General features: G+C 70.5%; 23 protein-coding genes. 7 read left to right on the forward strand and 16 right to left on the reverse strand.

All coding sequences use genetic code 11. From position 1 onward, the window contains the following. Positions 1–26: 26 nt before the first annotated feature. Positions 27–1,073, forward strand: a complete 1,047-nt coding sequence (locus ACIQE0_RS37085) for an IS1380 family transposase (RefSeq protein WP_402340336.1) — start codon at positions 27–29, stop codon at positions 1,071–1,073. Positions 1,074–1,233: 160 nt separating this feature from the next. Here ACIQE0_RS37085 and ACIQE0_RS37090 read toward each other — a convergent pair whose 3' ends face one another. The 12 genes from ACIQE0_RS37090 to ACIQE0_RS37145 all read right to left on the reverse strand — a co-directional run bounded on the left by ACIQE0_RS37090 (position 1,234) and on the right by ACIQE0_RS37145 (position 12,572). Then, positions 1,234–4,398, reverse strand: a complete 3,165-nt coding sequence (locus ACIQE0_RS37090) for a LysM peptidoglycan-binding domain-containing protein (RefSeq protein WP_402340339.1) — start codon at positions 4,396–4,398, stop codon at positions 1,234–1,236. Then, on the reverse strand, positions 4,398–4,868 hold the full coding sequence (locus ACIQE0_RS37095; protein WP_402340342.1) for a TadE/TadG family type IV pilus assembly protein: 471 nt from the start codon (positions 4,866–4,868) through the stop codon (positions 4,398–4,400). Before ACIQE0_RS37095 ends, ACIQE0_RS37090 begins: the two co-directional genes overlap by 1 nt. Next, complete coding sequence (locus tag ACIQE0_RS37100) at positions 4,865–5,305, reverse strand: TadE/TadG family type IV pilus assembly protein (RefSeq protein WP_402340345.1); 441 nt, start codon at positions 5,303–5,305, stop codon at positions 4,865–4,867. Before ACIQE0_RS37100 ends, ACIQE0_RS37095 begins: the two co-directional genes overlap by 4 nt. Beyond that, a complete protein-coding gene (locus tag ACIQE0_RS37105; protein ID WP_402340348.1) occupies positions 5,302–5,739 on the reverse strand; it encodes a TadE/TadG family type IV pilus assembly protein in 438 nt (145 codons plus the stop codon). Before ACIQE0_RS37105 ends, ACIQE0_RS37100 begins: the two co-directional genes overlap by 4 nt. A 49-nt stretch (positions 5,740–5,788) precedes the next feature. Beyond that, the gene (locus ACIQE0_RS37110) at positions 5,789–5,977 is read right to left on the reverse strand and encodes a hypothetical protein (RefSeq protein WP_402340351.1); all 189 of its coding nucleotides are present in this window, start codon (positions 5,975–5,977) and stop codon (positions 5,789–5,791) included. A 32-nt stretch (positions 5,978–6,009) separates the two neighbouring features. Beyond that, positions 6,010–6,897, reverse strand: coding sequence for a type II secretion system F family protein (locus ACIQE0_RS37115; protein ID WP_402340354.1), 888 nt, complete (start codon positions 6,895–6,897; stop codon positions 6,010–6,012). Continuing rightward, complete coding sequence (locus ACIQE0_RS37120) at positions 6,894–7,808, reverse strand: type II secretion system F family protein (RefSeq protein ID WP_402340357.1); 915 nt, start codon at positions 7,806–7,808, stop codon at positions 6,894–6,896. Before ACIQE0_RS37120 ends, ACIQE0_RS37115 begins: the two co-directional genes overlap by 4 nt. Continuing rightward, the gene (locus tag ACIQE0_RS37125; protein ID WP_402340360.1) at positions 7,805–9,385 is read right to left on the reverse strand and encodes a CpaF family protein; all 1,581 of its coding nucleotides are present in this window, start codon (positions 9,383–9,385) and stop codon (positions 7,805–7,807) included. The genes ACIQE0_RS37120 and ACIQE0_RS37125 overlap by 4 nt, the downstream gene beginning before the upstream one ends. Then, a complete protein-coding gene (locus tag ACIQE0_RS37130) occupies positions 9,378–10,247 on the reverse strand; it encodes a hypothetical protein (protein WP_402340362.1) in 870 nt (289 codons plus the stop codon). Before ACIQE0_RS37130 ends, ACIQE0_RS37125 begins: the two co-directional genes overlap by 8 nt. After that, positions 10,247–10,930: an SAF domain-containing protein gene (locus ACIQE0_RS37135; RefSeq protein WP_402340365.1), complete on the reverse strand. Its 684-nt coding sequence runs from the start codon at positions 10,928–10,930 to the stop codon at positions 10,247–10,249. The genes ACIQE0_RS37130 and ACIQE0_RS37135 overlap by 1 nt, the downstream gene beginning before the upstream one ends. 80 nt (positions 10,931–11,010) lie before the next feature. After that, positions 11,011–11,973 (reverse strand): ATP/GTP-binding protein, encoded by a 963-nt coding sequence (locus tag ACIQE0_RS37140; protein WP_402340368.1) that lies wholly within the window; start codon positions 11,971–11,973, stop codon positions 11,011–11,013. Then, complete coding sequence (locus ACIQE0_RS37145) at positions 11,967–12,572, reverse strand: hypothetical protein (protein WP_402340371.1); 606 nt, start codon at positions 12,570–12,572, stop codon at positions 11,967–11,969. The genes ACIQE0_RS37140 and ACIQE0_RS37145 overlap by 7 nt, the downstream gene beginning before the upstream one ends. Positions 12,573–13,017: 445 nt before the next feature. Here ACIQE0_RS37145 and ACIQE0_RS37150 point away from each other — a divergent pair, with 445 nt between their 5' ends. Further along, the gene (locus ACIQE0_RS37150; protein ID WP_402340374.1) at positions 13,018–14,280 is read left to right on the forward strand and encodes a hypothetical protein; all 1,263 of its coding nucleotides are present in this window, start codon (positions 13,018–13,020) and stop codon (positions 14,278–14,280) included. Positions 14,281–14,575: 295 nt separating this feature from the next. Here the strand turns inward: ACIQE0_RS37150 and ACIQE0_RS37155 are convergent, their stop codons facing one another. Beyond that, complete coding sequence (locus ACIQE0_RS37155) at positions 14,576–15,580, reverse strand: hypothetical protein (protein ID WP_402340377.1); 1,005 nt, start codon at positions 15,578–15,580, stop codon at positions 14,576–14,578. A gap of 634 nt (positions 15,581–16,214) precedes the next feature. Here ACIQE0_RS37155 and ACIQE0_RS37160 point away from each other — a divergent pair. From ACIQE0_RS37160 to ACIQE0_RS37180, 5 genes are all read left to right on the forward strand, one after another. Continuing rightward, the gene (locus ACIQE0_RS37160) at positions 16,215–16,721 is read left to right on the forward strand and encodes a hypothetical protein (RefSeq protein ID WP_402340379.1); all 507 of its coding nucleotides are present in this window, start codon (positions 16,215–16,217) and stop codon (positions 16,719–16,721) included. 207 nt (positions 16,722–16,928) lie between these two features. After that, entirely contained in the window at positions 16,929–17,786 is an 858-nt protein-coding gene (locus ACIQE0_RS37165; RefSeq protein ID WP_402340382.1) for a transposase, read from the forward strand. 50 nt (positions 17,787–17,836) lie between these two features. After that, positions 17,837–18,133 carry a hypothetical protein gene (locus ACIQE0_RS37170; RefSeq protein WP_402340385.1) on the forward strand — a complete coding sequence of 99 codons (297 nt, stop codon included), beginning with the start codon at positions 17,837–17,839 and terminating at the stop codon, positions 18,131–18,133. Positions 18,134–18,289: 156 nt separating this feature from the next. Beyond that, positions 18,290–18,613: a hypothetical protein gene (locus tag ACIQE0_RS37175; protein WP_402340386.1), complete on the forward strand. Its 324-nt coding sequence runs from the start codon at positions 18,290–18,292 to the stop codon at positions 18,611–18,613. A gap of 2 nt (positions 18,614–18,615) precedes the next feature. After that, a complete protein-coding gene (locus ACIQE0_RS37180) occupies positions 18,616–19,080 on the forward strand; it encodes a DUF6233 domain-containing protein (RefSeq protein ID WP_402340389.1) in 465 nt (154 codons plus the stop codon). Between the two features lie 4 nt (positions 19,081–19,084). Here ACIQE0_RS37180 and ACIQE0_RS37185 read toward each other — a convergent pair whose 3' ends face one another. The 3 genes from ACIQE0_RS37185 to ACIQE0_RS37195 form a co-directional block, all read right to left on the reverse strand. Further along, a complete protein-coding gene (locus ACIQE0_RS37185; RefSeq protein ID WP_402340392.1) occupies positions 19,085–19,855 on the reverse strand; it encodes a Ku protein in 771 nt (256 codons plus the stop codon). Between the two features lie 372 nt (positions 19,856–20,227). After that, complete coding sequence (locus tag ACIQE0_RS37190) at positions 20,228–20,776, reverse strand: restriction endonuclease (protein ID WP_402340395.1); 549 nt, start codon at positions 20,774–20,776, stop codon at positions 20,228–20,230. A 44-nt stretch (positions 20,777–20,820) separates the two neighbouring features. Then, a complete protein-coding gene (locus tag ACIQE0_RS37195; RefSeq protein ID WP_402340397.1) occupies positions 20,821–21,273 on the reverse strand; it encodes a hypothetical protein in 453 nt (150 codons plus the stop codon). Positions 21,274–21,312 lie beyond the last annotated feature (39 nt).

The raw sequence follows: 21,312 nt of genomic DNA on the forward strand, positions 1-21,312 counted from the left end.
TGACCCGGGGCGGTTCACTCCACGCTGTGCACCGCAGATTCCTGGCATCGCTGGCCGCGCACACTCCACTGCTGCCCGGCTCTGGGGAGAAGGCGTTCATCGATGTCGACTCCACGCACAAACGCGTCTACGGCCGGACCAAGCAGGGCGCCGAGTACGGCCGGTTCAAGGGCATCCGCACCCTGCACCCCCTGCTCGCCACGGTCTGCACCCCGCATGCGCGGCCGGTGATCGCCGGGGTCCGGATGCGACGCGGCAAAGCAGCAGACTCCCGAGGCGCCCCGAAATTCGTGAGCGAGGCTCTGGCCACCGCCCAGGAAGCCGGCTGCACCGGCATGCGCATCCTGCGGGCCGACTCGCAGTTCTACAACGCCGCGGTGATCGCCGCCTGCCGTCGGGCCGGAGCCCACTTCTCGATCACCACCGGCATGAACCCCTCCATCAATCGAGCCGTCCACAGCATTTCCGACGACGCCTGGCAACACATCAGTTACCCGACCGCGGTGCCCGACCCCGAGACCGGCGAACTCATCTCAGACGCCGAAGTCGCCGAGATACCCCAGTACACCGCCTTCGCGAGCCGAAAGAAAGCGGAGCGGGTTACCGCCCGGCTGATCGTGCGCCGGGTCCGTGACCTGGCCAAACCTGCCATCATGGGTGAACAGGGCGAGCTGTTTCCCGTCTGGCGCTACCACCCCTTCTTCACCGACCAGAGCGCCGCAACCCTGCAGGCCGAGCGGGAACACCGGCACCATGCGGTGGTCGAGCAAGTCATCGCGGACACCAAAGCCGGCGCTCTGGCCCACCTACCCTCCGGGCACTTCCACGCCAACGCGGCCTGGCTGACCCTGTGGGCGATGACCTACAACCTGCTGCGGGCCGCCGGTGCACTGACCTCGCCCTTCCATGCCAAGGCCACCACCGCCACCCTCCGCAGCCACCTGGTCCAGATCCCGGCCCGGATCGCGCGATCCGCACGACGCATCACCCTGCACCTGCCACACAACTGGCCCTGGCAGCAAGCCTGGACACACCTCTTCGACACCGTCCACGACCCACCTGCACCAGCCTGATCCCCCTGACCACCCCGCCCGCCAGGGCCCGACCGGAACCGAACTCGTGGAAAAGCTGGGCAGACCAGCAGAAACAACCTGCCCATCCACAACCACCGACTGAAACCAGCTCACAAAACGATCAAGAGATCATCTTCAAAGCACGTCGGTGGATCGAGGCTTAGGCGGTTTGGCGGGTGCGGGGCAGCAGATCGGCTAGGAGCTGGGCCGTTTCGGTGTCCATGTCGACGCCCTCGCTCCCGAGGCGGTCGTTGATGCGGGTCAGGCGGGCGGCGGCTTCGCGCAGGGCCTCGATGTCGCCGGCAGCATGGTGGGCGCGGAAGGCGGCGCGGTGCAGGGCCTCGGATTCCTCGCAGGCGAGCAGGCCCCGGCCGGCGGCCCACAGCGCGCCGGTGTGGTCGCCGGCCTCGCGGAGCCGGTCGGACAGTTCCAACGCGGTGTCGACGATGGCTTCGCACATCTCCTGCAGAACTGGCTCGGCCCAGCCGTAACGCTGGGGGTCGACTGCGGACAGCGGCCGGCCGCGGACCAGCGCCAGCGCCCGGCGCAGCGCGAGGGTGCCGTCTTCGGTGGTGTCGTTCAGGCCGGTACGGGCGTGGAGCCGGAAGCGGGTCCAGTCGCAGGCGACGCCGTTGAGCCGGTAGCGGTGGCCGTTGGTGTCTTGCAGCCGGGGGAAGTAGTGGCGGCCGTTGGCGTCTTGGCCGAGCCAGACGCGTAGGCGGGAGACGACGGCGGTGCGCATGCCCTTGTTGACGCGGCTGGCGGGCCACAGGGCGTTGTCGATCGCGTGGTGGTCGACGTCGGGGTTGAGGTAGAGGTAGGCGGCCAGTTCGGTGCTCGGTGTGACGCGGTTGGAGTCGACGCGGCCGAGGGCGCCGTCGAGGCTGACCGGCCCGAGGAGCAGCAGGGTGGGGCCTTCGGTTGTTTCGGGCTCGGGGTTCACGGCGTCCGCGGCTGCCGGCACCGGGTTCGGTGCGGCGCTCTCGGGGGCCGGTGTGGCGCCGGAGTTGGTGGTGTCCTCCTCGGCGTCGGCTTCTTCTTCGGCTTCGTCGTCGGCGTATTCGGCGGGCAGGCCGGCGTCGTCGCTGCTTGCCGTGACGGCTGCGTGCTCGTCGTCGAGGGGGGCCTGCGGTGCGGGGACGCTTTTCGGCTCGGCGGGCAGGGTGGCGGTGGAGGAGGCGACTCGTAGGAGCTCCACCGCGTCCTCGTACACCTCGCTGGGCAGGCCCTGCAGATGCACGGTCAGGCCGGAGCCGGGCAGGGTGACGCTCTGGTCGGGGTCGGTGCACGCCAGGGTCCAGGCCCCTTCGGGCAGGGGTGAGGTGGTGGGGGCGGTGACGATGACGGCGCTGGCGGTGCGCGGCTCGTCGGCCAGGACCTCGATTAGGGCGGTGGCGTCGTCGGGGTTGTCGGCCAGGACGACGTGCGGGGTCCAGGCTCCGCCGGTGTCGTCCTGCACGCGGGCCTCGCCCAGGCCTTGGGCCTGGAGGTCTGCCAGGGCGCGGCGTTGGTCGGCGGCGTGTGCGGACAGGCGGGTGGTGACCGCATCGAGGGCTTCGCGGGCGACGCGTTCGGGGGCGACGGCATCCAGGCCCGGAGCGGTGTTCCCGGCGACGGTGACTTCGAGTGGGCCGTGCACGCTGGCCGTGGCCAGCTCTACCGCGATCCCGTGCAGGACGCTCTGCGTCGCCTTCGAGTCTCCGGTCAGGGTGAGTACGCCGATGCGTTCGAGGTCGACTAGGACCAGGCGCTGCTGGGGGTCCCAGCCCAGGGAGACCAGGGCTGGGTAGGGGGCGTCCATGTCGCTGTGGTCGTCGGCGAGCGCGGGGTGGGCGGCGGTGGTGGTCCATAGCCGCGGTTGGTTGGGCACGTCGGTGAACGGTGGGAGCGGCTCTTGCTCGTCGGCCAGCCATAGGTCGAGGCGGGCTTCGTGCAGTACGACGGCGTCGAGGTCGGGCAGGGGCCGGTGGGCGTCGGCCAGGTGCGCGGCCAACGTGCGCAGTGCGGTGTTGAGCAGGTCGAAGCCTGCGAGGTGTTGGACGCTGCGCAGTTTGCGTTCGGTGTCGGCGGCGCGGCCGGTGGGCATGGGGATGCTTCGGCCGGGGGTGCGGCGGCGCTGTTGCAGGATGCGTCGGGTGGTCAGGGTGCCGATGAGGGCTGCGGCCAGGATGCCGGCGCCCGCCCACATGGTGGCCGGCATGACGGTGTCGTCGGTGGCCTGGGACGCGGGCGTCGCCGGCGGCGGGGTGGGCGTGGGTGCGGGAGGCGGGGAGGCGGGGGCCGGCGTCGCGGTGTGCTCGGCCGAAGGACCCGGTGCGGAGGGCGCCTCGTCCGGTGCGGGGCTCGCGTCGTGCTGACCGCCGGCTGCCCGATCCGGGGCGGGTGCGGGCTTCTTCTCCGGGCCGGGCGTGTGGGGGCGGTTCGGCGCGGGGGGTGTGGGGGTGGCCTGTTGCTGGGGGAGGTCGAGGCGTTGGCCGGGGTAGATCAGGTCCGGGTTGTGGACTAGGGCCTTGTTGGCCTTGTAGAGGTCGGGCCAGCGGTTGGCGTCGCCGAGTTCCTCGTCGGCGATGTTGGAGAGGGAGTCGCCGGTGCGGACGGTGTAGGTCGCGGGTGTGTGCTGCGCGTCGCTGTGTTGGTCGGTGGCCGGGGCGGAGGCGAGTTCGGTGTGCACGGTGGCGTCCGGCGGCAGCGTCAGCACCCAGCCCTGTTGGAGGGGCGCGTCGCCGGTGGCCAGGGCGGGGTAGGTGGTGGCATTGAGGGCGGCGATGTCCCGCCAGCGGGTACCGCTGCCCAGGTACTGCTGGGCGAGGTCCCACAGCGTTTCGCGGGGAGAAGCAACGGTGTGCCGTGGCCCGGCCTGCTTCTGGGCGTCGGTGGTCGTGGTGGTGGTGTTCTTGGCCGTGTCGCGGGTGGTGGTGTGGTGGGTGGCGACGGCGGCCGCGGTGGCTGGGCTCGCGGCGGAGGCCGCGGTGGGGGCGAGCAGCACGATGCCGCCGATCAGGGCGCCGGCCAGGGACTGCAGGCCGCCCAGTCCCTTGATGCGCGGGGCCGAGCGCCGCCGGGCCAGCGCTACCACTTCGACGAGCACGGACAGGGTGAAGGCGGCCCAGGCGAGCCAGCCGATGAGGGTGAGCACGACCAGCAGCAGGGTCCCGTCGTCCTGCTCGGTCAACAGCTGTAGGCCAGCGGACAGTTCGGTCGGTGGGTGCCCGAGGGTGAGGAGGAGATACGGCGTGCCGGCGACGAGGGCGAGGAGGACGACGGTGGCGACCAGGGCGCGCAGTAGCGTTCCTGCGGTGCGCAGGGGCCCGGTGGTGGGGGCCATCAGGATCCTCCTGGTTGGTTTTGCAGGTGAGCGGTGGCGGTGCCGGTGACGTTCAGGGTGCTGCGGCCGACCAGCGCGCCGAAGAGCGTGCGGTAGGTGTCGTGGACTTCGACGGTCAGGGTGCGTCCGCCGTCGGTGATGGTCACGGTGCCGTTGACGTTGTTGTCGGCGAGGTAGTTCTGGGCGGCGCTGCGGGCGGCTTCGGGGTCGATGGTGATGGCGGTGCCTTCGATGGCCTGGGCCGGGTCGAGTTGCTGGCCGGCGGTGCGCGCGGCTTCCTGGGCGAGGCTGGTGGCGCGGTTGTCGGCGTTGAGGGCGGCGCCGCCGTCGACGAGGAGGCCCATCACCATCAGGATCGCGACGGTGACTACGGCGAAGAACACCGACATCGACCCGCGGTCGCGGGGGCCGGCGAAGGCGAGGCGGCGGCGGAGGTGGTGCAGGAGCGGGGGTGTCGGCGGGATGTTCACGGGCGGGCCCTGTAGGTGTCGATGGGGCTGGTCCACGACGAGGTCAGCGTCTTGGAGCCGGGCAGGCCCGGCAGGCCGATGTCGGAGAGATTCGCAGTGCAGTCGATGGTGGCGGTGACGTTCGCGTCGGTGCCCACCGATGTGGCGTAGCCGGAGGTGTCGACTGACACGTTGGTCGCTCGGCAGGCGATGCCCTCGCCGGCGAGCGCGGCCGCCGCGGCACTTTGGGCCTTTGCCTGCGCGGTGCTGGCGTCGCGCTCGAGGGAGGCGGCGCGGGCCGCGGCGCGCGCGGCGGTGTCGACGGCGCCCTTGGCGTCGGTGATTCGCCCGAAGGCGACCATGAGGCCGAGGATGGCGATCAGGACGGGTGCCAGCACGGCGACTTCGACGCTGTAGCTGCCCCGGTCCTCGCGCAGTGCGCGCCGAAGCCGGCTCATGGGGTGGTCCACCGTTCGATGGGGGCGTCGGCGTGCTGGCTGACGTTTAGTTCCAGGCCGGGGAGGAGGGTGGCGACGTGGCCGGTGACGGTGATGCGGATCCGCTCGGTGGTGCTGCCGCTGGAGGAGACCTGCGCGCCGCGCACGGAGCCGCCGAACTTGTTGAGGAAGGTGGTGGCTTGGGTGATGCCGTCGCCGGGGCCGGCGGCGAACTGGCGGCCGGCCTCCACGCCGTGCCGGGCGGCGGACTGGGCGACCCGGCGTGCGTGGAAGTACAGGCCGGTCTGGATGCTGATGAGGGCCAGGGCGAGGACGACGAGGGCCAGGATGGATAGTTCGACGCTGCCGGAGCCGCGGTCGTCGGACCGCAGCCACGCCAGGGCAGCGCGGACACGACGTCCTGCGCGTCGTGCGCGGGGCCACCGCTTGGTCACGCCGCTCCCCTCCCGTCCCATGTGGCTATGCGCATGTGGTGTCCGGTCGTCAGCCGCCGTTGATGATGCCGATCTTCTCCAGCAGCTTGGACTTGATCGCGACGATGAGCAGGCCGGCGCCCAGCAGCAGTGCGCCCGTGATGACGGCCAGCTCCGTGGAGGACTGGCCGGCGTCATTGCCGGCTTTGAGTGCCTCCCAGCGGGAGCGGATGAAGGCGGTCAGGATCTGGATGTCCATGGGATGTCGTCTCTCCTTGTCAGGTGTCAGGGTTAGGAGGCGAGGATGGTCTGGGTGACGGGCAGCATCACGAAGGTGAGCATGAGGATGACGCCGGCGGTGACCGGCAGGATCATCGCGGCGGAGGCCGCGTTCGCTTCGGCTTTGGTGTCCGCCAGTAGTGCCAGGCGCAGTTGGCGGGCCTGGGCTTGGAGGGTGGTGTAGACGGCCGCGCCCTCCCCGGCCAGGGCCAGTGTGTCGGCGGGCCGCCCGAGTTCGGGAATGTCCAGCTCCTCCCCGAGGGCCTTGAGTGCCTCCCAGGGGCTGACGCCGGACAGCTCGGCGTGGTCGAAGGCTTGCCGCATGCGGGCGAAGATCCAGCCGTCGCCGACTTCCGCGGTACGGGTCAGGGCCTGGGCTGCGCCGGAGTTGGCGATACGGGCCAGCGCGACGCGCTCCAGGTAGGACGCGGCTGAGTGCCGCACGACCAGGCGCGCGGCGGCCGCGGCGCGTTTGATGTCCCGGCCGGGGGCGAACCAGAACAGCGCGGCCAGGCCGAGGGAGAACACGGCCGGCACCGTGAAGGGCAGCGGGGTGCCGGCCACGGCCAGCAGCGTCTGGAGCAGCTGCGGCAACAGCAGCCCGTAGAGCGCGAACAGCACCCGTCGGCCTAGGTGTTCGGCTGGCGACGTCCGCAGCAGCGCCAGGTCTTTGAGCGGCAGGCTGATGCGGCCGCCGAACTCGCCCAGCAGCCGCTCCCCCACCCGCTCGGGCAACGAGGTCGGGCCGGCCGGCGTCGGGGCGCCTGGCGCCGGGCGGGGCGCGTCGAGGGCGGCCAGGGCGCTGGCCAGGTCCGGGCGGGCCGGCCAGGCCGCGCGTAGGGCCAGGCCGATCAGCACGCCGCTGGCGGCTGCGGGCAGCACGGCCTGCAAGGGGATCATCGGGGACCTCCAGCCAGAGTGCCGGCGGTGGGCAGCGGGGCGAGCAGTCGCGGGTCGGGGGTGGTGCGGGCGATGCGCCGTAGCCACAGCAGCGTCCAGGTGAACGCCGCGCCCAGGACGGCGAGGACGATCTGCCCCACCGGGGAGTAGTACCAGGCGGACCACGAGCGGTTGAGCATGCAGCCGATCACCACGATGAAGACGACGACGGAGACCATGCGGGCGCTCTTGCGGACCTTGGCGCGGTCGGACTCCACGTCCCGGGCATCCGCCGCCTGCTGATGGATGGTCACCGCGAGCGCTTCCAGCGCATCGGCCAGGCCTGGGCCCTTGTAGACGGCGTGGCTCTGCAGGAGCAGCACGACGTGGTCGACGACGCCGTCGGCGAGTTCGTCGGCGAACCGCGCGAACGCGCGGCTCGGCTCCATGCCGACCCGCAGCCGCTCGGACAGCGCGTGGACGTTGGGCGCGATCGGGGCCGGGGCGGCTTTGGCGGAGGCCCGGATGGTCTGGGTCAGCGAGATGCCGGCGGTGTGCACGCCGGCGAGGTGGTTGAGCCAGGACGCCACCGCCTCCAGCCGCTCGATGCGTGCCTGAGCCGCGCTGCCGGGTTGCAGCAGGTAGGGCAGCCCGATGATGGCGCCGCCGGCCAGCAGGCCGTGGACGGGCCAGCCGGTGTAGGCCCACACCGCCAACGCCACCGCGCCGGCGGCGAGCAGCAGGTGGCGCCAGCGCCGCTGCCACGCCTCGGGCAACTCCGCCTTCGCGCACTGGAGCCGGATCGCGATCCGGGACGGGGGCTTGACCGGATCCGGGACGCGGCCGCGCAGCTCCCGGACGGCCAGGACCACCGCGGCGACGATGAGGACCGCGCAGAGCAGGGCGAGCAGCGATAGCTGCGAGAGCGTCATCGCGGCCCCACCTTCTGCAGCGGCGCGCCCCAGGCGGCGAGCGGGTTGTCGGTCAGCTGACGCCGGTCGAAGCCGGCCTTGTGCTCCAGCTCGGCGACGAAGCTCGGCATGGTGCGGAAAACCGCCCGCGGTTCGTAGCCGTGGGGGGCGAACAGCTCGGTCAGGACGGGCCGGCCCGCTTCGCCGACGACGTCGTCGACCTCGTAGATGTGGGAGATGTAGCGGTGGCGGCGGCCGCCGTGCCGCACGTCGCTGAAGTCGTAGGCGAGGTAGACGACGACGTCGATGGCGCCGGCGATGAGGTGGTGGGCGGCGTCGACGTCCATCCCGGCCTCGGTCGCCAGCTGCACCAGGCGGCTGATGATGCCGTGCGGCCGCCGGACGTGGATGGTGCACATCGAGCCGGAGCCGCCGGCGGACATGGCCTGCAGCATCGGAACGATCTCGCTGGAGCGGACCTCGCCGACGATGACCCGGGAGGCGTTGTAGCGCAGGGCGACCGGGAACATGTCGGAGATGGTGATCTCGCCGGCGAGCCGGTTGTCGCCGATGCGTTCGCCGTTGGACTGCCGGGCCTCGAAAGCAAACGTGAGCGGGCCTGGCTTGGGGCCGGGTTCGTCCAGGTAGAGCTCGCGGTCGGACTCCAAAGTGACCAGGACCTCGTCGTCGGGGATCTCCCGGCCCAACGCCCGCAGCAGGCTGGTCTTGCCCGATCCCATGTCGCCGACGATGAGCAGATTCTGGCGGGCGACGACGCACGCGGTGAGGAACTGGGCGATGTGCGGGTTGAGGGAACCCCAGCGCACCAGCTCGTCGATGCCGTGCTGGCGGATCCGGTGGCGCCGGATGACGACCGAGGGCCGGCCGGTGAGCAGCGACGCGGTGACACGGGACCCATCGGGCAGGCGGAACCCGACCGACGGCGAGGCTTGCGACAGGGCGCGTTCGCCGTGTCCGGAGATCTGCGCCATACGGTTGATCAGCGCGATCAACTCCTCGTGGGAGTCCGCGACTTTCTCCACGGTGCGGGCGGGCCGGTCGTAGTAGCGGACCGTGGCCCGCAGCCCGTCGACCATCACGTCCTCGACGCCGTCCTCGTCGAGGAGCGCCTGGAGCCGGCCGCCCCGGTACATCGCGTCGTATACCGCGGCGACGATGAGCCCGTCCTCGGCGGAGCTCAGTGCCGCGTTGCCCTGGGCGTACTTGGCCGCCCAGTCCGCGACCGCGGTAGCGGCCAGGGACCGGGCCAGGGCCCGCCGGTCGTCCTCCCCCAGCAGCCGCTCGGGATCCTGCTTGGTCAACTGGGCGGAGACTGCCCCTTGCAGGGCCTCGATGACGTCCCAGCCGACCGGTAGCTGACCGGGCAACCGTTCCAGCGCCGGCAACGCGCCAGGCCCGGGCCCGGGCGGGGGCGGGGCAGGTGGTGTGGGCGGTTGTGCGGTCGGCTGCGGCGCGCGGGGGGCCGGCGGCCGGCCCGTGCCGATCCGACCGGCCAGCAGGTGCGCGATGTCGTCGGGGCCCATGCCTCGCGGCGGCTGCGGGTGCCCGTTGGACGGGCCGTGGGTGTGGTTAGCCACGTCCTACCTCCTGAGCCTGCGTCAGCCGCTGCAGCACACCGGCGATCTGCGCGTGCGCGGGCTGGGGGAACTGGTTGTGGATCCGGCGGCGCTGCGCGGCCGCGTCCAGGTGCTCGGTTGCGGTGCGTGCGTGCCGCAATAGGGGGCTGCGGCCGTACCCGCGCGGGACTCGCCCGCCCCCGGACAGGAAATCGGCGACGGGCGGGTCCCAGGGCAGCGCGGCCAGCACCGGCACGGCCAGCGCTTCGGCTACCTGGTGGGCGCGGTAGGGGCCGTCCTCGATGAGCAGTAGGGCCAGGGAATCGCCGCCGGTGCCATGTTCGTCGAGCTCGGCACGCAGCGGGGCGATGAGGTGGCGTGCCAGGCTGAGGGATTGCTCGGTGCCGCGCACGACGAGGACGACGAGGTCGGCCTGGTAGAGCAGCGCCGCTGGCGTCAGCGTGGGGTGCAGCCGGCCGGCGTCCAGGGCCAATCGGCCGGCGTCGACGTAGACGTCGTAGCCGGCGTCGGCCGACAACACGTGCATCACCTCGGCCAGTGCCGGCCAGGTGCGTCCTAGGGCGGCTGCCTGGGTCGGGTCGACCAGCCCCGGCAGGAGTTTGCGGTGGCCGGCCTCGTCCATGGGCACCAAGTTGGAAGCGAAGGCACTGGCCAGGGCGTCAGGGCCGACGCGTTCGGCGGCGGCCAGGTGGTAGAGGCCGTAGCCGGCAGTGGCGGTGCCTTGCATGTAGCCGGTGCGGATGGTGCCGCCTGCTGGGTCGCACTCGGCCAGCAGCGAGGGCCGCTTCGAGGTGAGCGTCAGGGCCAGTGCGGCGGTGGTCACTCCGCAGGTCTTGGCGGAAACCAGGGCGGTGACGGGCATCAGTTGCCCCGCGGTTCGCGCACGAGGGCGATCCGGCCGAGTGCGGCGCGGGTGGCCAGCGTGGGACCGTCGGTGGTGGTGACGGCGAGGTTGACCACGACGGTGCCGGACGCATCGGGGCGGGAGACCGACACGACGGTGCCAGGGATCGTGGCCGGGGGGCTGTCGCTGCCCTTGGTGGGCTGGTCGCCTTGAGCGGGGGTGGTCACCGCTAGCACCTTGTCGCCGGCGGCGAGGGTGCCTTCGGGGGCCTGGCCGCGCTTGATCTGCACGCCGACCTGCTGGCGGTCATCGCCCAAGCCGCTACCGGCGCTGAGTTGGGAGGCGGTCAGCAGGCCGCCTCGTCGCAGGTCCACGACGGGCCGCCGGCCCACCACGGACGCCTTCTGGTTGCCGGGCATCGGGGCCAGGGCCGCGTCGGCGGAGACCTCGGCGACGGTGATGTCCGCGTTGGTCAGGGCCTGGCCGGCCGGCACGTCGCGGGCGATCGCCAACACCTTGTTCCGCTCACCGGCGGCGTTGACCGCGGCCACCGCTCCCAGGCCGGCGACGACAGCCAGCACTACACACAGCGCGACAATCGACCAGCGCCGCTCGCGCCGGACCGGCGGAGCGGTGGTGATTGGCATGTCGGGGCGGCCAGTTGCCGGGCGGGGCACCGCCGGTGCCTGGGGGTGTTCCATGAGCGGTGCTCTCCCTTTTCGTCGTGCGTCGTGCTCTTTGTGCTGATCGGCCCGACGGCCGTGCCGCGGTCGCGCGCCGTCTAGTTGAGGACCTGGACTTCGCCGACGGTGATGTCGACGGCGCTGTCGCGGGTCTCGGTCAACTGGCCGCTCTGTCCGCCGCCGGTCCAGTCGACCGTCCAGGTCGAGGTGGCGGTCACGTGGTAGGTGCCTGAGGGCTGGCTGGTGGAGGGCTGGGTGTAGCGGTACCCGCAGTCCGGCGAGGGCTTCTTCCCGAACGAGGGCTGGTAGGGCGTGCCGGCCGTGGTGCAGGTGACGCTTTGGCTGTCGCCCATGGCCCATACGATCTTCGACACCTTCGCCGTCGCGGTCACCGTCACGGCCCCCGCGCTGGCTGAGGCAGTGTTCGGCCCGTACGTCTCACGTGTTGTGGCCGTCCACATGTAGACAGGCATGCCGACCACGCCCTTACCGCCCGGCTTCGGTGTGATGCCGATGTCCGGACCACGCAGGGTCATCTTGGCGACGGCCTCGTGAGCCAGCTGGACGGGGTCCACGGCTGCGGCCTTGGGTGGTGTTGGCATCCACACCAGCCCGGAGCCGTTGAGTCCGAAGGGGTCACCGTTACTGCCGAGGGGGCACGTCTTCTGGTAGACGGCGCCGTCGCCGGGCTTGTGCCCCTTCCATACAGGGTCGTCCGCGGGCGGGTTGGCGACGGGCTTGTAGTAGCAGCCGCCGGAGAAGCTGCCGAGGCTGGCGTCCTGGCAGGGAACTTCGACGTTGGACGGGACTTCGGCCTGCGTGACGCCGCCCTTGCCTCCATCGCCCCACACCTTGCACGTCGGCTTCTTGTCCGTGCTCGTGCTGTGGTGTGCTTGCGGAGAGCTGCTGTTCTTGTGGGCAGAGCTGCCCGGGTCACGGACGCCCCAGCACACTTCCATGCCGCCGCAGTCCTCGGGCGGAGTGATGTCGGCGTAGGCGGACACAGTTGATGCGGCCACTACGCCGAGCGCCACGGTAGTGGTGACCGCTGCTCTCAGCACGGGTGTTCCTTGTCGACGGTGAGGCCGACGACCATCCAGTGTGTTCCGATGGTGCGCACGGTGCCGGTTGTCATGTAGCGGCGCGGTTGGTTACCACTGGCCATCTCCTTGCCGGTGGCCTTGTCCACAGGGATCCAGCGTGTGGTGTCCACGCACTCGGAGACGGTCGCGGTCTTGGGGTGGCTGCTCAAGTTGAGCGCAGTGACCTTCGTCGTGCTTTCGGGCTTCCCCTTGAAGACGACGCCACCTTGGCGGAGACGGAAAAGGTTGCCCTCAATCAGCGCGAGGGCCTTGTCGGCGGCGTAGTCCTTGAGTTTGGTGTCCTTGGCCACGCCCACGGCGTACGCCTTCACCTGCTCGGTGCGCATCCCGGCGTATACCGCCAGGACCTCCTTCCGCGCGGCGGCCTGAGCCTCATCCGTTGGTGACGGCTTCGCGGTCGCGGACTGCGAGGGTGAGGGCTTCGTCGAGGAGCCGTCGGAGCTGCTGCACGCGGTGACCACGAAGGCGAGCGCACCGCACCCGGCCATCAATAACAGAACGTGCGACCTGTTTTTGGGCATCGCGCGGTGACGGCTCCTGAGCTGCACTGCACCCATGCGCTTCCTCCCCAATTGCGGTGCTACTACTCTGTTTTGCCTGTGCCCGTGTGGCTGCTACACGGGCGCTGGCCCGGACTGCAAGGGCGGTATTCCGCCATCGGAGTGGCCGGGGGCTGTACCTTACCTTCCGTTTTACAGACCTTGGAGTTTGTTTTTGCGGCCTGTCGCGACATATGTGATGGAACACGCATTCCGGGAGTAGGCCCTCCGACCTGTCGTCGACCCTCCGCGACAAGACCTCTACCGATCACCGAAGATCACCCCCGCCCGTCACGCCCAGCAGTGATCTTTCCCTCGGACGTGGCCCGATAGGGAAGTGAGGGGCCGTCACCGGGTTCGCCCCACCTCAACTTCGGGCGAAACCTACAGAAGGCGGGCAAGACGCGTGGCCGTAGGTGCGGATCCCACCCGTCCTACGCCAAACGGGCGGCATGATCGGTATATGACGTTGCGCGCCCGGGACACGGTGACCGGTGAACTCGTGCTGCTCACAAAGGACCCAGCCTCCGCCGACCACCTGCCAACCGGCAATGCGACCAACGGCCGGTACCTGTGCGAGATGTGCGGCAGCGTGCTGTCGCTCTCCCGCCGATCACGCCCGACCTCCTCCTACACCCCTCGGTTCGCTCACCCCCACCAGAAGTCCCCAGACCTCGACGTCTGTTCCGCCCGCGCCGACGTCCAGCAACGGATCAACGACGACGTCCAAGTCGTCATCGACCTCGGCACACAACTTGCACAGGCCTGGCCCGGGGCAACGGTCTGCGTCGAGTACCCCGAACCCGCTCGCCCGGGGCAGCCCTCCGAGCCCCCCGTGGTGGTGTGCCGAGACGGTGACCAGACGCTGGTGATCGAGCGTCCTCGCGGTGAGTTGTCGACGCCGGCGGTGCAGCACCGGTTCCGCGCAGTGCGGGACCGCTACGGACCAAAGGTCATGCACCTGTGGTTCTTCGCAGAAGACCCGCGGCATTTCCGGGAGGGCGATCTGCGCCCGAAAGCAGTCCGACCCGACGGAGAACCACGGTCCATTCGCCACCGCCGCGTCCACCCCACCGAACAGCAGTTGGCGATCGTCAAGGCCGGCGGCCGCGTGTTCTGGGTCGACGGGCACAACGTCCTGGTGCCTTACGGAGGCCGCGACTTCGCCCACACCCCCCGCCGCGGTGAGGACTGGAAAGGCGAGGCTGCCCGATACCGACAGGACTGGGCGATCAGCCACCCCATACCGGCACCCGACGCCACGTGGTGGGGCCTGGTGCCGATCGGCCTGACATCCTTGCGCGGGACCAAGGTCGCCTTCCACCCCCGCGATGCCTACGACGTCATGGAACGCCTGGAGGCGGCCCAGCCGCGACGCTGGGCCGCCTCGCGCCGGCGTGCCCGAGAGCAGTTCAACCGTGCCAACGCCCCGGCCTCGCCCCCTGCTCCGCAGCAACAGGAGCCTGTCCCCACTCCACCCGAGGCCGACACGACACCGACGACACCACCGGCCCCGACCTCGGAAATCCCAACGCAGCCCGAGCCCACCAGCGAGCGCGCGATCTCCCCGGCGACCCCACCTTCCGCGCCCCCGCCGCCGGTGCCCCCGATGCCCAGTACGCCCCCGGACGTACCGCGTCGACCTAAGCCACCCAAACGCAACGCCTCACGTCGCGGCCGGTTCTTCGGCGCCGCCCCGTGGCCCTGGCGTCGGCGCCGCCGCTGACGTCGCCGGTCGGCGCCGGCCCCCGCACAGCACCGTCGACCTGCCTCCGCATGTGGCCTGGTCGGGACTGCGCTCCTTGAGCCCCCGCTCCCGGATAAGCCTCTACCGCACCGTCCTGACCGAGGGCCAGCACGAGGACGGGGCCCCGCCGGCCGGCGGCGGGGGACGGTGACGCCCGGCCGGCAGACGACATGCTCCAGGCCGGTTGTTCAACAGCCGTCACTTCGCCCTCTATCTCGGCGCACCATCCAAGCGACCCGGTTGTTCCGCGGGGCGGAAAATGCAGCCCGTTCGATTAGCCGCGAAGTCTTGTGGTGCCGGTGTCGCGCGTGTCGGCTTCGCGTCCTGCGTCCTGCGTCGGCCGCGATGGGGTGGGGAGGTACTCGTATGGGGCGCGCGGTGCTGCGTCGCCGGCGGCGCAGTAGAGCTGGCGGATGTCGTGGACCAGGTCCTCGTGGTCGGGCAGCGAGATGTAGTCGGGGCGGCAGGCGTAGCCGATCAGGCCGAACAGTGTGTGGATCACGTCGGTGTGCTGCACGGCCGTCAGGTCCGTTTCCCTGGCCTTGTCATGGAGCGCGAGGTTGTCCTGCAAGAGCTTCGGCCAGGGCATAGGGCCGGGCGGGGGCGTGGACTTGTCGGTCTTGCGGGCTTCCTTGGCGGCCCCGTCGACGCGCTCGGTTGCGCGTCGGGCACGGTCGGCTCGGTGCTGCAGGTCGGGTACGGCCGCCAGGCGGCGGGCCAGGGCGGCGATGTCGCGGTGGTGTTCCGACGCCCAGCGTCGCTCGACGCGGCGGTCGCGTTGGGCGCGGATGAACTCCACCCGTTCGCTTTGGACCATGGGCACGCCGCGGGCCTCGTCCATGTCGGTGCGCAGCTGGAGGTATCGGCGTTCGGCGGACTGGCGGTTGCGCATCTCGAGGGCGTCGGCCAGGCGAGTCCAGGTGATCTTCTTGCGTCGGGCGGCGCCGAGCAGGCGCCCTTCGTCCAGGTGCAGCTTGTCGCGCAGGGTCCGGATGACCAGCAATCCTGCGAGCAGGTCGGTCTCGTCGATGTCGTCGGTGGCGTCGAGTTCGACGAGCTGGATGAGGCGGTCGTACTTTGCCGCGACCTCGCCCAGCGAGCCGCTGGGATCCAGCCGATTAATGGCGGTGGCCAGCTCTCCTACCCACTCGTCTTCTATGGGGGCCTGGGGTGTGAGCAAGTGCTGCCAGGCGTAATAGCGGTTGGTTTCCTCCGCAGACCTTTGGGTGGATGTCGTCTTTCGGGCGACGTTTTTTGTCGCCCGAAAGACGACACTCATGGATTCAGGCATAGGTGCTCCAATGAGTTCAGGGAAGGGTGGCGGTCGGCTATTTGCTGCTGCCAGCGGGGGGCTGCGGCTCCGCATCTCCCCGGCGCCGCGAGCGCGAAGCCCGCCACGCCTTGGTGAGGCGGGCAACGGCGGTCAGGGTGATCGGTGCCAGCACACCGGCCACGTAGCCGGACCACAGCTGATCCAAGAAGTCATGCATAACTGCAGGTCAGCGCACATGCCTTAACGGCCCTGTTGTGCGCCGTGCTCCTTTGCACTCGGCGGACGAACGGCGGCTCAACGGCGGCATGCCCGCCGGCCGCAGGCGGGGCGCCGGACCGCGGGCGCGGCCGCAGCCGGCGCCGGGCGGTGAGCGCTCCCGTTGTGACGACCATTCTTATGGCATTTGCCTGGGCGGACTGTCGCGTTCCTGGGCCGCCCGGGAATTCGCTATGGTTCGCCACCCCGCGCCAAGGCGAGATGCGGCAAATGAATAGATTCTGCTTTCTCGTGTATTGGGCAGCGATAGTTCCGGCGCACAGTAGGTGCACCAGGCATCAGGGAGATGGCTGGCCTCTGACGCCGCAGGAAAAGAAAGGATCAAGCGTCCACGCCGAGCGGCGGCCAAGCGCGACGATGGAGCATGTCCTCCAACACCATGCTCGTGATGGAACTGCTCCATGCCTCCCACACCGCCCAGCAAAAGCCCCCGCCGGCCCACCGCTTGGACTCCCCCGCCTGTCGGGTCGTGAGCCGGGAGGCCAGGAAAGACGCCGACGACGGCGGCATGCAGAGGTTGAACATCCTGGCTGTCGGCATCGGGGTCTGCGCCACAGACCTGACCTTCGTGCTGGCCGAGCACAAGAAGATCACGGCTGAGGCGCTGATCGACGAGCTGGCCGCCGGCCACGCCAAGGCAGGCCACGCCACCGAACTCCCCGCCGCACTGCGCGCCATGGGCAAGGGCGTGGAGGCCACTGCCGAACTCTTCGCCGGGATCTTCGTCCGCGACCAGGGCGCCTTCATGGACCTGATCGTGGAACTGGGCGACTACGCCGCGACATGTGTCTCCGCACTGGCCGCCCTCGACATCAGCCCGGTCGACGAAACGCTCGCCGAATTGGAAATCACCCTCAACGAGCTCGGCTGACAGTGAGGATGTGACGTGGTGACGCTGCTGGCGGGTCTGACCCCTCGGCTGACTGACGTTCTCGACTGTCCTGTTTGGGATTTGTCGGCCTGTCGGGCGTCACCACGCACGCGGCCGGACGGGTGCTTGTGACTTCATAGGAGCTTGTCGCATAAGCCCCGTCACTGTCTTGTCCACCCGCCGGACCGGCGCGTCCCGCTTGCCCGTGTGCTGACCGCGGCCGGCGTCACCGTCGTCGACGTGGACCGCCCGGACCGCAAGACACGGCGGATGAAGGGCAAGTCCGATCCGATCGACGCCTACGGCGCCGCGACGGCCGTGCTCTCCGGCCGGGCGACAGGCACACCGAAGAGCCGGGACGGCGTGGTCGAGGCCGTGCGGGTCCTGCGGCTCGCCCGCCGCAGCGCGGTCAAGGCCCGCACCCAGGCGATGAACCAGATCCGTGGCCTGCTCGTCTCGGCACCCGCGATGCTGCGTGAACAGGTCGCCGGTCTGGACCGGGCCACCCTGATACGCACGCTTGCCCGGCTGCGGCCCGGCGACGACCTGCCGCGGCCGCTGGCGGCGACCAGAGCGGCACTGCGCCGCCTGGCCCGGCGCCACCAGGCGATGGACGCCGAGATCGCCGACCTCGACACCGAGATCGGTCCGCTCGTCAGGCAGGCCGCCCCGCAACTGCTGGAGCTGTTCGGTGTCGGCCCGGAGACCGCCGGCCAGCTGCTCGCCTCGGCCGGGGACAACCCCGAACGGATGCGGTCGGAGGCCGCGGTCGCCCACCTGGCGGGAGTCGCACCGATCCCGGCCTCCTCCGGCCGCACCCACCGCCACCGCCTCAACCGCGGCGGCGACCGGGCCGCCAACAACGCCCTGCACACCATCGTTCTGACCCGTATGCGCTTCGACGAACGCACCCGCGCCTACGTCGAACGCCGCACCAAGGAAGGGCTGAACAAGAAGGACATCATGCGCTGCCTCAAGCGATTCGTCGCCCGCGAGGTCTACCGCGCCCTGACGACCACACCAACGGAACGAATCACCCAAACCGACCTTGCTCCAGCGGCTTGACAAACATAGGAGCATCCACGCCGCCCCTCTCGCCGCATACCCTCGGCTTCGTGCCCCGCCATCCGAAGAAGCCCCGCCGGCTGGTCGCCGGCAGGCGCGCGTACCTGTGGACCCTCCGCCACAGCCACCAGGTGATGGACAGCAGACGACCCGCGGACTGCCGGCAGACCCTCACGCCGTACCCGCAGTCCACCGACGCCGGCGGCCCGCTGCGCATCGTCTTCGCCCAGAGCAGGCCGGTGCACTTCCTACGTGCCGCGCATCGCGAACTATCGACACCAGGCAGCCGGCAACCAGACCCGTACGCCGTCTCCGACGGTCTGATGACAACCTCCCTGCCTCGGTGACAACCATCTCGCTTCGACTCACCCGTCACACAGAGGCCCGCACGCTCAACTGGCCAAGTGCAACGCTCACTGGACAAGCGAAACGCTCAGTGACAACGTCGAATCGGGCCGGCGTGGGAGCGCCGAAGATCAAAATCGAATGCGTATTCTGTTTTGGTGAGCTTCGACTTCCCCGAGGGCCTACTGGAGGCTCAAGACGAACTGAACCAGGCACGAGCTGCTCTCACCGCCAGGTACGAGCAACTGCCATGGTCGGTGGCACCCCAGTCCGGCTGGACCCGCACCAAAGAGGCCGGGGGCGGCTACTACGAAAGCCAACGCGAGGACTCTCCCGGCTGGACCGAAGCCGAACAGGAGGAGATCGCAACGCTCCGCGCCCGGGTCCTGGAACTCTCCGAACGCATCGTCACCCACGACTTCTGGTCCACCTGCGAGGACGCTCCCGCGGCCCGCTCCGCCCTCAAGCACGCCCGCTCGTAGCGGTGTACGAGGACGAGGACCACGGCTTCCCTCGGGCTGAACTGCAGCTCCCCGACGGCCAGCGGGTCCAGGTCGGCGTGACGCGATGCAGGCCGGACCGCGATGGCCGGTGGTGGTACGACTACGTCCTGGAGCTGCCGACGCGGGTCGATGACCGGCGCCGCGGCCCCTCCTCGACGACCGTCCTCTTCGAAGGCTGCGCGCCGCACCCGATCATCCAGGCGATCGAAGGCGAGGACTACCGTGCCATCCACGCTCCACCGCCCGAGGAACGACAGCGCTGGCGGCTGGCGCCGGCGCCAAAGCCCGCCTGGTCGGACTACCTCGTCCACCGCCTCGACTGCGCTCAGGCCCAGAATGCCGAGCGCCTGCTGACCGACGCCGAGGCGCTCGAGGTGCTGGCGGACCCGGCCGTCGCGAGGACCTGTCCGGTGTGCCGACCCGAGACGGTCCTGCACACCTCATAGCTGATCACGTGGTGCTCCGGGCTTGTCGCGCGCGTTGCACGGAGGCTTCCAGCGCCGCCATCAGGTCTTCGACAGGAGCAGGTTCCGGTGGCGGTACCGCGCGGACGCCGGAGGCGAGGGTGTCCACGAGCACGTTGAGCGCGGTGGTGTATTCGTCGTGCAGGTCCTCGACCTCCACGCCGGCCATCTCGCCGATCAGCAGCTCGGCGAGTTCCAGTTCGCGCTCGGTCGTCGGGGCTGGGCTGGCGAGGTCGCCCGGGTCTCGGATCTCCTCCGGCCAGCGCAGTGTCTGGCAGACCAGGATGCCGTTGCGGGGCCGGAGCACCGCCAGGCGCTCGCGTGAGCGGAGAGCCAGTTTGGCCACGCCAAGTCGACCAGTGCGGGACAGGGCTTCGACCAAGAGCGCGTAGGGGCGCTGCGCGGCGGCGGTGGAGGCGCCGATCCAGTACGGACGCGCGTACAGCAGGGGGTCGACATCGCCTGTGTCGATGAAGCCCAAGACCTCGATCGTCCGTTTCGTCGGCAGCGGTAAGGCGTTGAGGTCGTCGTCTGTCAGGACGATGGTGTGTCCGTCGGGCGTCTGCCACCCGTGGGCGGTCTCGTCCGCCGTCAGCTGCTGGCCGTCGAGTTCGCACACCCGCTTGTGTCGCACGCGGCCGCCGTCGGCGGCGTGGACGAGGTGCAGGCCCGGGCCTTGGTCCTCGGTTGCGGCGTAGAGGTCCACGGGGAGGGCGACCATCCCGAACGTGATGGTGCCCTTCCAGATCGATCGCATGGCTTGACCGTACGGACACGCTCTGCGGCCTGCGCGTGCACGGGGCCGTACGAGTCAGCGCGCCGGCAGCTGACGGGTTGCCCGGCGGGGCTTCGATGTGCATCCACTGAGCCGGCCGCTTTTGACGACCCGACCGACTGGGCCCAGGCGCCTGCACAGCCCGCCCGGATGCCAGACCACCTGATCGGGTTCCTCCTCCAGGAGCTCGTCGCGACCGCCCACCCCGCCAGCCCCGGAGCCTGGGCTCACCCGCGTGTACTCACCATCCGCGCTGTCGCCGTGGCCCTGCCGCGACGCTGGCGCCATCGACCCCGTTCGCCCGTGGGCCATGCCCGTGCCCGCCTCAGCGGGTCCCGCCTGGCACGCGACAGTTCACAGGCCCTTGGCTGACTGCGAGGCGATGCCGACAAGGCGGTCCAGGCGCTCGTACAGCTCCCGCACGCAGCGGGCGCGCGTCCTCACGCACCGCGCGGTGCCCTCGATCGGGGCCTGCAGCGCGGCGGTGGACTGCTCGAGGACGTACTCGGCGAGCAGCCGGGCCGCGTGTTCGGTCGGCAGCCGGTCAGCCGTGGCGCGGACGTCGTCGGCGACGACGCGGGCAGCGCCGGTGAGTTGGCGGGCGATCTGCCGGTAGTCGTCTGCCGGCAGCCCAGGTTCGCCGTGCCACGCAAGGACGGTCTTGAGCAGCTGCACGTGGGCTGCTCGGTCAAGGGGGTGCCCGGCCTCGACGTCTCGGTCGGGGGCGTGCACAACCGTGTGGCGTCGGGCCATCTGGTCTTGGCTGCTTGGGGTTTTTCGGCCGAGGTGGTCGGTGGCGAGGAAGCGGGCGTAGCCGCGGTCGGCGCGCTGGAGCAGTGCCGGGGAGGGGGTGCCGTAGTCGTGCTGGGCATCGGGTGATGTCGACGGCGGCTGCTTCGTCATGGGTTCTCCGCGGCAGAAACGGGCGGGCGGTGGGACGGGTGGGGTTATGGCAGTCGTCGTCCGGCGGGGCTGAAGAGGGTGCCCAGGGCGAGGGGGTCGGTGAGGTGGTCGGAGCCGTCGGGTCGTTCCAGCCAGTACCGGCCGCCGAAGTGCCGGTCAGCGGGCGGGCAGTACAGGAGCCAGCCGGCGGGGTGGAGGGTCAGGACCGGTATGTCGGCGAGGTGGTCTTCCGCGTCGTCGGCCACCAGCCACCAGGCCGCATCGTCGGCCGGGTCCACCAGGACGGGGCCGAGCAGCCCGGCGCGCTTGAGGGGACGGATGGCTTCCAGGGAGCGCAGGCACCGGCCTTGGGCGACGCGCCACGCGGTGGCACGGACCGGTGCGAGACGGTCGTGGCTCCATAGCCGGCGGGCTTCGGTGGGGGCCGGGCTGTGGGCGAGCAGCCATCGGTCGCCGGGCGTAACGGGGGCGTCCGTCGGTGTGTCCGGGGTGGTCATGGCGTGACGGTAGATGGACAGTGCGCTGGTCAGCGGGCT

The sequence above is a fragment of the Streptomyces sp. NPDC093097 genome (assembly GCF_044754325.1).
Classification (GTDB): Bacteria; Actinomycetota; Actinomycetes; order Streptomycetales; family Streptomycetaceae; genus Streptomyces.